This is a genomic window from Chryseobacterium luteum (assembly GCF_000737785.1).
GTDB lineage: Bacteria > Bacteroidota > Bacteroidia > Flavobacteriales > Weeksellaceae > Chryseobacterium > Chryseobacterium luteum.
Window position 1 is genome coordinate 569250 of record NZ_JPRO01000001.1, and the last position, 12233, is coordinate 581482.

At 39.7% G+C, this 12233-nt stretch carries 8 protein-coding genes; 7 read left to right on the forward strand and 1 reads right to left on the reverse strand.

Annotated elements, in window-relative coordinates:
• The first annotated feature begins 6 nt into the window (after positions 1 to 6).
• Positions 7 to 291: a hypothetical protein gene (locus IX38_RS02670; protein WP_185097668.1), complete on the forward strand. Its 285-nt coding sequence runs from the start codon at positions 7 to 9 to the stop codon at positions 289 to 291.
• A 95-nt stretch (positions 292 to 386) separates the two neighbouring features.
• Here IX38_RS02670 and IX38_RS02675 read toward each other — a convergent pair whose 3' ends face one another.
• A complete protein-coding gene (locus IX38_RS02675; RefSeq protein WP_034701276.1) occupies positions 387 to 1256 on the reverse strand; it encodes a helix-turn-helix transcriptional regulator in 870 nt (289 codons plus the stop codon).
• A 148-nt stretch (positions 1257 to 1404) separates the two neighbouring features.
• Here IX38_RS02675 and IX38_RS02680 point away from each other — a divergent pair, with 148 nt between their 5' ends.
• The 6 genes from IX38_RS02680 to IX38_RS02705 all read left to right on the forward strand — a co-directional run bounded on the left by IX38_RS02680 (position 1405) and on the right by IX38_RS02705 (position 12184).
• Positions 1405 to 3483, forward strand: coding sequence for a T9SS type A sorting domain-containing protein (locus IX38_RS02680; RefSeq protein ID WP_034701277.1), 2079 nt, complete (start codon positions 1405 to 1407; stop codon positions 3481 to 3483).
• Positions 3484 to 3665: 182 nt separating this feature from the next.
• Complete coding sequence (locus tag IX38_RS02685) at positions 3666 to 6503, forward strand: alpha-amylase family glycosyl hydrolase (RefSeq protein WP_034701278.1); 2838 nt, start codon at positions 3666 to 3668, stop codon at positions 6501 to 6503.
• Between the two features lie 179 nt (positions 6504 to 6682).
• Positions 6683 to 7984: an APC family permease gene (locus IX38_RS02690; protein WP_034701727.1), complete on the forward strand. Its 1302-nt coding sequence runs from the start codon at positions 6683 to 6685 to the stop codon at positions 7982 to 7984.
• A gap of 145 nt (positions 7985 to 8129) precedes the next feature.
• Positions 8130 to 9215, forward strand: coding sequence for a peptide chain release factor 1 (gene prfA, locus IX38_RS02695; RefSeq protein ID WP_034701279.1), 1086 nt, complete (start codon positions 8130 to 8132; stop codon positions 9213 to 9215).
• Positions 9216 to 9312: 97 nt separating this feature from the next.
• Positions 9313 to 9987: a hypothetical protein gene (locus IX38_RS02700; RefSeq protein ID WP_034701280.1), complete on the forward strand. Its 675-nt coding sequence runs from the start codon at positions 9313 to 9315 to the stop codon at positions 9985 to 9987.
• A 154-nt stretch (positions 9988 to 10141) separates the two neighbouring features.
• The gene (locus IX38_RS02705; protein ID WP_394331173.1) at positions 10142 to 12184 is read left to right on the forward strand and encodes a prolyl oligopeptidase family serine peptidase; all 2043 of its coding nucleotides are present in this window, start codon (positions 10142 to 10144) and stop codon (positions 12182 to 12184) included.
• Positions 12185 to 12233: the final 49 nt, after the last annotated feature.

Sequence of the window (12233 nt, forward strand, 5' to 3'; positions counted from 1 at the left end):
TAAGAAATGATAACGATTTTATCAGCATTTTGGCCGTTTTACCAGTTCCTATGGACCGTATTCTTCATAGTTATGTTCTTAGTGGGATTCTGGTGTATCTTCATGTTCTTCGGTTTGGTAATCCCAATGTGGTTAACTGAAGGTCTGAAAGAATATTTCGGAAAAGTAAAACCTTTCGACCCGGAAGATATCAGAAGAAAAGAGCTTAATGAGCAGGAAGGCGTAGAAGTAATCTTCAGCAACCCTAAGGGGAACGGACCTTTCATCCATGATCACGGACATCATCATTAATTGATTGTCATTGCTTTTTCACCTTAATTCTGAAAAAGTAATATCAAAGCAAAACAACATATATAAACCGCTTAATTTATTAGGCGGTTTTTTTATTATCCGTTTCTCAGTTTTTCGGGAGAAACTCCGAATTTTTTCTTGAATGCCCGGGTGAAATTCTGGACATATTCATAGCCACAGTCAATAGCGATTTCCTTAATCATAATATCTCTGTCGATGATCATTTTCCTGGCTTTAAGCATTCTCAGCTCCGAAATATAATTGATCACCGTCATATTATACTGGGACTTAAATTCCTTTCTGATCTTATTCTGGTTAATACCCGTAAGCTTTCCTATATCTTCCGCCCGGATATTCTTATGATAATTTTCATCAATGAATTTTTTGACTGCAAAAGAAATTCCCGGCTCTTGCTGTGCCTTGTTTTTTTCATTGAACTGCTCAAAGATAAGAATGAGAAGTTTAATGATCTTGGCCTCAACAAATAATCTTTGCACCATCCCTTTTTTTGAATAGCTGATCAGTTCTTTTACAATCATCTGCATTTCTACAGTCATGTAAGGCGGCGTTTTCTTATGAAGGAAAATATAATTGTTCCGGATCATATTTTCTAAAATTTCCGCATTTTCCCTGCTGGATTCCGGGTCGATAAGATTAAAAATGTACTGGTAATTGATCTGTATCTGGAGGTATTTTATGGCTTCCTGATTTTCTGCCCAGAGCTCTGCTGTGCTTTCACTAGAAGAATAATGAAGGATATACTGGTTTTTTCTGAACAGGAATTTTGTTTCACAGTCATTGGATTCAAGCCTGATATTAGGACTCAGCAGAAAAAGGAGGCTGAAACTCGCCCTGCTCTCAATCATATGTAATCTTGAAAACTTTTCTGGCTGCTCCTCGGTCTGCATCATGATTTTAATGTGTTCGGAGCTGAACAGTAATCCGTTTTTGGATAGATTCTTCATATGAAATGATTTTACAGATGATACAATTTGAAATAAACCCTTACAGCGGATAACAAAAAGTTGGGAAATGATAACCCGGGGTTAAAGATGTAAGGTAATTTTGCGCAAAATTAAATTAAATTTAGAATAATTAAAAATAATATTAAATATGTTTCAAAATTTACATTTCGCAATCCGTAAGATAAGGGTAGGTTTGGCGTTGCTTACCGTGGGGGGAAGTTATCTATATGCCCAGCAATGGGAAGATGTAGGAGGTGTGCCGGGAGTTTCAGCGGCAGGAAGCAGTTATAATAATCTGGCAGTAGATCAGGCAGGAAATTATTATCTTTCTTATTATGATACTTCTGTTACCAAAGGTTCTGTACAGAAATTCGATGGAACTTCATGGTCCTATGTAGGAGGTTCTGCCGGAATTACGGAAGGGACAGCAACCTTTAGTTCCTTGTCTCTTGACTATTCAGGGAATATTTTTTATACCCATCAGATCGGTTATCCGGGATCAGGTATTGCAGTACAACAGTTCAACGGAGCTTCGTGGATGCAGCTTCCCAATGCTACAGGATCTTCAGCCAACTATCATGCTTCTGCGGTTTCTCCATCCAATGTTCTGTTTACATTTGGAAGTCAGAATTCAGGAACTGTACAGCGTTATGTAAACGGAGCATGGGAACAGGTTGGAAATACAGGATTTTCTAACGGAGCTACATTTGCAGAAATGGTCATAGGATCTAATCAAAAAGTATATACCTGCAGTGTATCTGCCGGAGTAAGGGTATATCAGAACGATGTTTCGGCAGCCGCTACAGATACCTGGACTTTGGTTGGAGGAAGTATCGTGGATGCCGCTTCTTCGTCAGAACAGTATACATCAGATATAGCTATTGATGGGAGCAATACTCTTTACGTGGCTTATGCTTCCAGTTCGGCGAACGGAAAGAAATTAAATGTAAAGAAATTTGAAGGAAATGCGTGGGTGCAGCTTGGTTCCGCTAATTTTTCCGACGGGAAGGTACAGCATGTGGCTATAGCGGTTACCGAGTCCGGGCAGCCTTACGTGGTGGCCAGCCGTTTTGAAAATGATGACTTATTAAGAAATACGGTTTATAAATTTGATACGGCTATACAGGATTGGGTGACTTTTGGGGGAGATTTTATTTCTGCCGGAGAAGCAAAATACAATGATCTGGCAATTGACGGAGCGAATAATTACTTGGTGCTTGCCTATTCAGAAGATGTTACCAGGGTGAAAAGAATTCCAATGGACGGAGTTCCGCCGGGCTGCAGCAATACAGATCCAGGAAGTAATGCCGGAGATACAGGTTGTGTAACTTTTACCTACCGGGGACAGCAGGTTACCTATGCAACGGTAAGAGGTGGCGACGGAAATATCTGGCTGCAGCAGAACCTTGGAAGTTCTCAGGTTGCCTCTGCAACGGGGGATGAGGCTTCATACGGAGATCTTTTTCAGTGGGGAAGATGGGATGACGGCCATCAGCTCAGAAATTCAGCTACGGCAGCACCAACGGCACCGAATTCACCGGATGGATTGGCAGGTATCAATGCTTTTATCATAGGATCTCCTTCATGGTGGGGCACTTTTGCTGCTACGGATAAATGGACGGCATCCAACCCGGCCAATGTATCCAATACCATTGGGGCAGATCCTTGCAGGGCAGTTGGACCAGGATGGAAGATGCCTTCTCAGGCAGAGTGGACAGATATTGTTAATTCAGAAAATATCGCTAATCCCGGAACGGCTTACAACAGCCGCTTAAAGCTTCCTGCATCGGGCTATAGAAGCTCTTCAAACGGAGATCTTACATTTGCAGGTCAGAGAGGGTATTTCTGGAGCTCAGACACATCAAACTCAGGAGGAAAATTTTTATATATAGGCTCTACGATTGCCAATCCTTCTTCAGGAGCAATGAGAGGACAGGGTTCTGCTGTAAGGTGTATAAAGACAGCTCCCGCATTAGGAACATCCGATATCATCCGAAATACTGATACCATGGGAATTTATCCCAATCCTACGAATGGAATTCTCAATATCAAGACAGATTCTCTAATTGAAAGTGTAAGTATTATCAATATGGTTGGACAAAAGCTTAATAATGTACAGTTCAGCAACAGCCAAATCAATATGAACGGACTTCCGAATGGAGTTTATGTTGTAGAAATAAAGTTAAAGAACGGGCAGAGTTTTTCTAAAAAGATTATTAAAAACTAGGTCCTGATCCGTTTGATTAATAAAGTAAGGCTTTTGCTGTATTTTAAAACATAGTTCATTACAATTACTTTTATTGTAAAGGCTCATGAATTTTTTTCATGGGCCTTTTTTTGTAATGTCTCTTCAGCAAAAAATGAATACTTAAAAGAAAAATAAATCCTATATTCGATAAAAAATAAGAAATGAAAAAATTTTATTCCCTTGTCTATCTGTTTGTTGCGACCTTTGTTTTTGCACAGATCAACTATACGGTTTCTCCAAATCCATTCAATGAAACAGATGCTGTTACTTTAACTGTTCCCGGAGATCAGATTGATGAAACGGCTTGGGGCGTTTCAAATAATGCGGTCTATATCTGGTCGTGGTCCTTCGATACCAATTATCAGAACAGCCAGGACTGTCCTACCAACGGAAGCTGGAATAGCTCCAATGAGCTGAATAAGCTGAATTATAATTCAGGAACAGATACCTATTCCGTAACTTTTACCCCGACTGCTTTTTACGGGAGAACGGGGATCGGAAGGTTCGGTTTTCTATTAAAAGATAAAACGGGCGCTCACCAGACCTCACCGGATATATTTGTCAATGTAGGTATCTTAAATTTAAACTTAACCAATCCGGCTGCGAATAGTCTGACTACAGTTCCTGTGGGAAATTCAGTCAATATTACAGCCACAACCAATGTTGCCACAATCTTTCAGTTAAAAGCAAACGGAACCGTTGTCAACTCTACTTCAACTCCTGCACAGTCATACAGCTATAGCTATACCGTAACCCAGGATGCCAATATGGAGCTGATTGCAACGGATGCCAGTTCAAATTCCAAGAATGCCACATTCATGCTGCAGGTTCCAAGAAATGTAGTTTCTGAAGCAATTCCGGGTTGGATCAGACAGGGGATCAATTATAATCCTACGGATCAGACCAAAGTGGGTCTTGCCCTGTATGCCCCTCATAAAAATTTTGTACATGTCATCGGAAGCTTTAATAGCTGGGCGGTGAATGACACCTATTTAATGAAAAGAGATACTGCCAATCCGGATCTTTACTGGATTGAACTGAGTGGGCTGACTCCACAACAATTGTATACATTCCAGTACAGAACGAATGACATGAAAATTGTGGCCGATCCATTCTCTCCACAAATTTTATCTTCCTATGATGATCAGTGGATTTCAAACTCCACTTATCCGAATTTACCTGCGTTTCCTGTAGGGCAGAACTTTGAAGTATCTATATTTAAAACCGGGCAGACGCCTTACAGCTGGCAGGTGACCAACTTTCAAAGACCTGCTAAGGAAAATCTGGTGGTGTATGAATTATTACTGAGAGATTTTACACAGGAAAAAAACTGGCAGTCATTAATTAATAAGATATCTTATTTAAAGAACCTGAATATCAATGCTGTAGAGCTTCTTCCTATTATGGAGTTTGAAGGCAATCTTTCATGGGGATACAATACTTCTTTCCATTATGCATTGGATAAAGCTTACGGAACTCCTGAAAAATTCAAAGAATTTGTTGACCTGTGCCACCAGAACGGGATAGCTGTTATTTTAGATGTCGCATTTAACCATGCAACAGGACGTTCTCCATTGGCCAGACTTTGGAATATTGATCCTGATGGAGACGGGTATGGTGATATTGCTGCCAATAACCCTTATTTCAATCAGGTTCCTAAACATTCATACAATGTATTTAATGACTTCAACCATACAAGTCCTTCAACGCAATATTACGTTGAAAGAAGTCTCCAGCAATGGCTGACAGAATATCATATTGATGGATTCCGTTGGGATCTGACAAAAGGATTTACTCAAAGCTGTTCTGAAAACGATGAAGCCTGTACCAATGCTTACCAGCAGGACAGGGTGGATATTATGAAAAATTATGCGGACAAGCAATGGGCAATCGATCCGAATTCCTACATGATATTCGAACATTTGGGAACAGATGCTGAAGAACAGCAGTGGGCCAACTATAGAATTGCTGAAGGAAAAGGTGTAATGCTTTGGAACAAACAGACCGAACCTTACAACCAGAATACAATGGGTTATAAGGAAAATAGTAACTATGACAGGATGAATCACAGCCTTCACGGTTTTACCAATATGCATGCTGTAGGGTACGGTGAAAGTCATGACGAAGAAAGATTAATGTTTAAAAACCTTGCGTATGGTGCAGTGAACGGAGCATACAACGTGACCAATCTGAATACGGCCCTGGAAAGAATGAAAACCTTCGGAGCAACATTCTTCACCATTCCCGGTCCGAAAATGATCTGGCAGTTTGGTGAGCTGGGCTATGAATTCAGTATCAACCGATGTGCAGACGGTACAATCAGCAACGGATGCCGGACAGATGAAAAACCTGTTGCCTTTGCTTTAGGTTATGATACCAACGCCAACAGAAAATCAGTATATGATGCCTGGGCTAAAATTATCAATATCAGAAATACCTATCCGGTTTTCAAATCAAAAACATATACTGTAGAATCCAACAACCTTACCAATGACCCTGAAGGATTGATCACGAGGATTTATGTATACGACAGTTCAATAGCCGGAGTGAAGAATATTGTGGTTCTGACCAACTATACTACTACGGCTCAGAATGTGGTTCCTTACTTCCCTTATACAGGACAGTGGCAGAACCTGATGGATAACTCTGTTTTGACTATAGCTTCTACAACGGCTCCTGTTACCCTGCAGCCGGGAGAGTTCAGGATTTTCGGAAATTATGCCGGTGCGCTGTCGACATCTGATGTGAATGCGGCTCACAAACTGTCTCTGCAGATTGCAGATAACCCTGTGAAAAACGGTGTGGCAAAATTAATATACCACAAAGCTAAAAACGGGGAGATCGTTATTTTTGATATGAGCGGTAAAAAAGTGGATTCAATTCAATTAAATACTGAAAACGGAACTTATGAATTGAAGGTAAACTATCCACCGGGAACTTATTTGGTTCACCTGTGGTCTGAAACAGGCACTGCCATTCAGAAAATGATTATTCAATAGGAAAAAGAGGGACGATAACACATTGTCCCTCTTTTTTATTGGCTGGTCAGTCCAAGTGAAATATAAACCCGTTTTTTTGAAAATTAAAAATATTCCAGTAGATTTATATAAACCTGTTCATATGTGAACACCGGGAAATGACTTCTTCGGAAGATTTAATTTTAATTTTTAACTGCCAAATGAGTACTGCTACACACCAGATCGGCTGGAAAACCGCTGCCGCTGTCGTTGTCTCCAATATGATCGGGACAGGGATATTTACAACTTTAGGTTTTCAGCTGTCTGATATTACCAATACCTACAGTATTTTCCTCTTATGGATTATCGGCGGAATTCTTGCTTTGTCCGGGGCATTTTGTTATGCTGAGCTGGGATCTTATTTTAAAGGAAACGGTGGAGACTATATTTATCTTAAAGAAACCTATCATCCTGTGTTTGGGTATCTGGTAAGCTGGATCTCTCTGATCATTGGATTTTCTGCACCCGTAGCTTTGGCCGCACTTGCGATGTCCAAATACCTCTCAGCGTTTAATTATATCTTCGGAAGCGGCTTTGCCATAGGATTCATTTTTCTTGTAGCGGCAGCTTTATCATTCAGCCTTAAAACATCAAGCAGATTCCATAATTTTTTCACTTTTATCAAGATTGCTTTTATCATTGTTCTTGTGATCCTTGGAATTGTCCTTTCAGCATCCGATGCGGGAAACAGCCTGAAATTTACTGACAGCTGGCAAGATGAGATCATGCTTCCGGCTTTTGCAACTTCCCTGGTTTTTGTTACCTACTCCTATACCGGCTGGAATTCCGCCTCTTATATTGCGGGAGAAATAAAGGATGTTCAGAAAAATTTTCCCAGAGCTTTAATTGTGGGAACTGTTTTTGTGACGGTGAGTTACCTGCTCGTCAATTTTATCATGCTGAAACATGCGCCTGTAAGCCAGCTGGCCGGAAAAGAAGATGTAATGGGGGAAGCTGCGGGCCATATGTTGGGAACCGGTTTTGGAAAAATCGTCAATGTTTTTATTGCTTTACAGCTGATTGCTACTATCAGTGGCTATTTATGGGTAGGTTCAAGGCTTACACAGGCTTTTGCGAAGGAAAACCATTTGTGGAGGTCACTTTCTGTCAACAACAAAAAAGGAATTCCGGTAAGAGCCATCTTTGCACATGCTGTAATTGCTTCAGTGATCATTTTAACGGGAAGCTTTAAAGAGATCTTTGTGTATACTGCTTTCATTCTTCAGCTATTTGCCAGCCTTTCCATTTCAACCGTTTTCTTTCTTAAAAAAGACCGTCGGAAAATATTCAAATCCAATATGTTTTATATTTTTCCCGCAGTTTTTCTGCTGTTCAGTATGTATATCCTCTATTTTACACTCATTCATAATCCTAAAGAAAGCATTATAGGACTTGGAATTGTAGCTGTTGGACTGATCTTATATGTAATTGACAGGAAATTTTTAAAAAAACCTTCACAATAATCAAATCCTTAAATAAAAATATTTCCGGTGATTCAGAAAACCTTTTAAACCTTAATGCTTCAAAAAATTAAGTGGATAGGACACGGTAAAGGAATTTTAATTTGAATTAATAAATTCTTATCTTTGCACTCTCAAAAATTGCATAATGTCTAAATCATTAATTCCAAAACTAGAAGCTATTAAACAACGATATAATGAGGTTGCCGACCTTATTATACAGCCTGATATCATTTCAGATCAAAAAAAATATTCTTCTCTGAATAAAGAATACAGTGATTTAGGAAAGATTGTAAAAGTTTACGACCAGTATAAAGGCGCTCTGGATGCGATTGAAGAATCTGATGAAATCATCGCCGACGGATCGGACAGAGACCTTGTGGACCTTGCCAAAGAAGAAAAAATGGAAGCCCAGGCTAAAATTCCCGGCCTGGAAGAAGATTTAAAAGTTCTGCTGATTCCTAAAGATCCGGCCGACGACAAAAACATCATTGTAGAATTACGTGCCGGAACAGGAGGTGATGAGGCTGCTATTTTTGTAGAAGATATCTACAGAATGTACAGCATGTACTTCAAAACAAAAGGATGGAAGCATGAAGTGACGGATTCTAATGAAGCAGCGAAAGGTTACAAAGAACTGATCATGAAGGTGGAAGGTGAAGGCGTTTACGGAATCATGAAATTCGAATCCGGGGTTCACCGTGTACAGCGTGTTCCTGAAACAGAATCCCAGGGAAGAGTTCATACCTCTGCGATCACGGTTGCCGTACTGCCGGAAGCCGAAGAAGTGGATTTTGAGCTGAATCCTGCAGATATCGAAATGCAGACATCCCGTTCAGGCGGAGCCGGAGGTCAGAACGTAAACAAGGTTGAAACTAAAGTTCAGCTGACGCACAAACCTTCAGGTATGGTGGTTGTTTGTCAGCAGGCCCGTTCTCAGCTGGCTAACCGTGAACTGGCAATGGAAATGCTAAGAACCAAGCTATACGATATAGAATTACAGAAAGTTCAGGGAGATATTGCGGCACAACGTAAATCAATGGTTTCTACAGGGGACCGTTCTGCCAAGATCAAAACCTACAATTATCCTCAGGGAAGGGTAACGGACCATAGAGTCAATAAATCCATGTACAATCTGGATGCCTATATGAATGGAGATATTTCTGAAATGATAGACGCTGTCATCATGGCGGAAAATGCAGAAAAGATGAAGGGAGAAGAAGAAAATTATTAAAAAAAATAAATTATAAATTAGGCTCTTGAATTTCAGGAGCTTTTTTTTGCTTTGAATCATCGGTTTAAGGGAGTAGAAAACCAAACAAAATATAATTATGAAGAATTTTAAGATCGTTATATTCATGATGCTGGCATTATTAAGTCAAAATCTTCTGGCTCAGACAGAAGTGAAAAAACCTTCGGAAGTATTTGAAATGTACTTTGGCACCTTTGTTAAAAACGATGCAGCCATGCTTTCTAAACTGAATGATTATTTAAAACCTACTGTAGAAGGAGAGAATGCATATGAGATAGATTTTAAAACCGTTTCCAGGGACATGATGAAAGAAAGCACAGACAACTTTTTATCCGCTTTTTCCAAACCCACGGCAGATGCCTGCAGAAAGGAGGCTGAAGAGTATTTCACAGCCATGATGGAGAATTTTAAAAACGGAAAGCTTTCCGTGAAAGACGTAAAAATTGTCCAGAATGAACATATAGAAGATCAGAAAATTGCTGAGGTTAATTATTCGGTAAGTTTCAAAGTTCCTGCAAAATTTTCTGATATTCCGTCGGGAGATATCAAAAATGTTAAGCCTGAAGATCTTAAGAAATATCTGGTTCAAAGCGTACAGGATTTTAAAAATGCAGATAAAACGGTGGAAACGGAACAAAAGTTCAGCCTCTACCAGCTTAACGAAGGCGGAAAAACATACTATTGGAACGGAAGTCCTGATGAAATTGTCTCAGGATTGACGGATTTTTATTTTGAAAGCTTCGGATCTAAATAACGGTCTTTGAAAAATAGTAATAAAAGCTCTGGTTTCAGGGCTTTTTGTATTTCATATACTTTGCGTATTTTTGAGAAAACCCTTGATTATGAATTTTAAGCCTATGTTATTAACTGCTGGAGTCCTGTTTTCAGCAACTTTTTATTCTCAAAAAATGAATTATCCCAAAGCAGTAAAAGGAAGTCAGACAGATACTTATTTCGGTAATGCTGTTGCAGACCCTTTCAGAGATCTTGAAAACGATTCTGACGCTACAAAGAAGTGGGTAGATGATGAAGTAGCCTACAGCCAGAATTATCTTTCAAAAATCCCCTTCAGAAATAAGATCAAGGATCAGTTAACGGAGATCTGGAATTATGAAAAAATTTCAGCACCTTTCAAAGAAGGAGATTATACCTACTATTATAAAAATAATGGTCTTCAGGCGCAGTCCATCTTATACAGAACAGATAATAAGACCAAGGTAACGGAAATATTTTTGGACCCTAATAAATTTTCAGAAAAAGGAACTACCTCGCTTTCCAATCTGTCATTCAACAAAAAAGGGAACCTTGCGGCCTATTCCATTTCTGAAGGCGGAAGTGACTGGAATAAGATCATTGTCATCGATGCGATCACCAAAAAACAGATCGACGAAACGTTGGTTGATGTAAAATTCAGCGGAATTTCCTGGCAGGGTGATGAGGGCTTCTACTACTCAAGCTATGACAAACCGAAAGAAGGAACAGTGCTTTCCGGAATGACGGATAAGCATAAAGTGTATTTTCATATATTAGGAACAAAACAGTCTGAAGATAAACTAATCTTCGGTGGCGATAAAACACCCAGAAGATATCTTGGAGCAGGCGTTTCCGAAGACCAGAGATATCTGATTATTTCTGCTGCCAATGCAACAAACGGAAACGAATTGTATATCAAAGACTTAAAGAAAGGCGGTGATTTTGTACAGATCAATAAAGGATTTGATGTGAATGCCAGCATTGTAGATACTCAGGGAGATGATCTTTTTATCTTTACCGATAAAGATGCCCCGAATATGCGTCTTGTAAAAACCAGCATTGCCAATCCTTCACCTGAAAACTGGAAAGACGTTATCCCACAGACAGAAAATGTTTTGGGAATATCTACAGGAGGCGGTTATTTCTTTGCCACCTATATGATTGATGCAATTGATCAGATAAAACAATTTGACAGAACAGGAAAGCTGTTAAGAGAAATTGCACTTCCAGGAAAAGGGAACGTAGGTGGTTTCAGCGGTAAAGAAGAGGAAAAAGAACTTTATTTCTCTTTCAGCAACTATATTACACCGGGAACTACTTATAAATTTAATGCAGATTCAGGGAAATCAGAAATTTATCAGAAACCGAAAGTGAAGTTTAATCCGGAAGATTATATTTCTGAACAGGTATTTTATACTTCAAAAGACGGGACCAAAGTTCCCATGATGATCAATTATAAAAAAGGGACAAAACTTGACGGTAAAAATCCGACGATCCTGTATTCTTATGGAGGTTTCAATATCAGCCTTCAGCCTTCATTCTCCGTAGTGAATGCCATCTGGATGGAAAACGGAGGAATTTATGCAGTGCCGAATATTCGCGGTGGTGGTGAATATGGCAAAAAATGGCACGATGCCGGCACAAAAACTCAGAAGAAAAATGTTTTTGAAGACTTCATTGCAGCAGGAGAATATCTTCAGAGTAAAGGCTATACCTCAAAAGAATACATGGCATTATCCGGAAGATCGAACGGAGGGCTGCTTGTTGGAGCAACAATGACCATGCGTCCTGATCTTGCAAAGGTAGCTTTCCCTGGCGTAGGAGTTCTGGATATGCTGAGATACAACAAATTCACGGCAGGAGCAGGCTGGTCGTACGACTATGGAACTGCGGAAGACAGCAAAGAAATGTTTGAATATCTTAAGTCCTACTCCCCGGTGCATAATGTGAAAAAAGGAACATGTTACCCTTCCACAATGATCATTACAAGTGACCATGATGACAGGGTAGTTCCAGCGCACTCTTTCAAATTCGGGGCAGAACTCCAGGACAAGCAGAGCTGTAAAAATCCGATTTTATTAAGAATTGAGAAAAATGCAGGCCACGGAGCCGGAAGGGCAACCGATCAGGTGATCAGCGAAAATGCAGACCTTATTTCTTTTGCCCTGTATGAAATGGGAATAACGAAATTGAAATAATATTAATGTAAATAATTTGTTTCGGCCGCTCTTTGAGCGGCCGAAACTA

Coding starts and splice junctions, on each gene's coding strand:
- prfA (WP_034701279.1), top strand. CDS start 8,130: ATGTCTAAATCATTAATTCCAAAACTAGAAGCTATTAAACAACGATAT.
- IX38_RS02700 (WP_034701280.1), top strand. CDS start 9,313: ATGAAGAATTTTAAGATCGTTATATTCATGATGCTGGCATTATTAAGT.
- IX38_RS02670 (WP_185097668.1), top strand. CDS start 7: ATGATAACGATTTTATCAGCATTTTGGCCGTTTTACCAGTTCCTATGG.
- IX38_RS02675 (WP_034701276.1), bottom strand. CDS start 1,256: ATGAAGAATCTATCCAAAAACGGATTACTGTTCAGCTCCGAACACATT.
- IX38_RS02705 (WP_394331173.1), top strand. CDS start 10,142: ATGAATTATCCCAAAGCAGTAAAAGGAAGTCAGACAGATACTTATTTC.
- IX38_RS02680 (WP_034701277.1), top strand. CDS start 1,405: ATGTTTCAAAATTTACATTTCGCAATCCGTAAGATAAGGGTAGGTTTG.
- IX38_RS02685 (WP_034701278.1), top strand. CDS start 3,666: ATGAAAAAATTTTATTCCCTTGTCTATCTGTTTGTTGCGACCTTTGTT.
- IX38_RS02690 (WP_034701727.1), top strand. CDS start 6,683: ATGAGTACTGCTACACACCAGATCGGCTGGAAAACCGCTGCCGCTGTC.